Origin of the sequence: Microbacterium karelineae (assembly GCF_009745985.1) — a bacterium.
GTDB lineage: Bacteria > Actinomycetota > Actinomycetes > Actinomycetales > Microbacteriaceae > Microbacterium > Microbacterium karelineae.
In genome coordinates, this window is the sequence record NZ_WFIX01000152.1 from 1 (window position 1) to 798 (window position 798).

At 40.4% G+C, this 798-nt stretch carries 1 protein-coding gene; it reads right to left on the minus strand.

Going from position 1 to position 798, the window contains the following annotated elements:
• Positions 1 to 44 precede the first annotated feature (44 nt).
• A partial coding sequence (locus tag GB932_RS22360) for a beta-ketoacyl-[acyl-carrier-protein] synthase family protein (protein WP_497755951.1) occupies positions 45 to 798 on the minus strand: 754 nt, incomplete at its 5' end.

Sequence of the window (798 nt, forward strand, 5' to 3'; positions counted from 1 at the left end):
AGAAGGAATTTAGAAAAGTATTTCTGTAACTCCATTCATTGAATTTAGATTTTCTTAAATAGAACGCAAGCATTATGCCCGCCAAATCCAAAAGTATTGCTCATGGCTACTTTTACATCTTTCTTAACAGCAGTATTGAACGTAAAGTTGAGTCTGCTGTCAATATTTTCATCATCAGTAAAATGGTTGATGGTTGGAGGAACAGTACCATGAATAATAGTTCCCAATGCAGCGATAGCTTCAATAACACCTGCAGCACCTAAAAGGTGGCCAGTCATTGATTTTGTAGAATTAATCTGAATGTCATAAGCATGCTCGCCTAATAATTTCGAAATTGCATTGGATTCTGCGATGTCTCCTAATGGAGTAGATGTACCATGCATGTTGATATGATCTACTTCATCAGCAGTTAAGCCTGCATCTTCCAAACAGTTTTTCATTACCAGATAAGCGCCAAGGCCTTCAGGATGTGGAGCAGTCATGTGATGTGCATCAGCACTTAAACCACCTCCCAGTAATTCTGCATAAATTGTAGCACCACGTTTTACGGCGTGCTCATATTCTTCAAGAACAATACATCCTGCTCCTTCACCTAACACAAATCCATCTCTGTCTTTGTCAAAAGGTCTTGAGGCTGTTGTAGGATCGTCATTTCTTGTAGAAAGTGCCATCATTGCGTTGAATCCACCGACACCACTTGCTGTAACGGCTGCTTCAGAGCCTCCGCACACAATCACGTCTGCTTTTCCTAACTGGATCAGCATTTTGGAATCAATTATAGCATTTGCTGAAGATGCA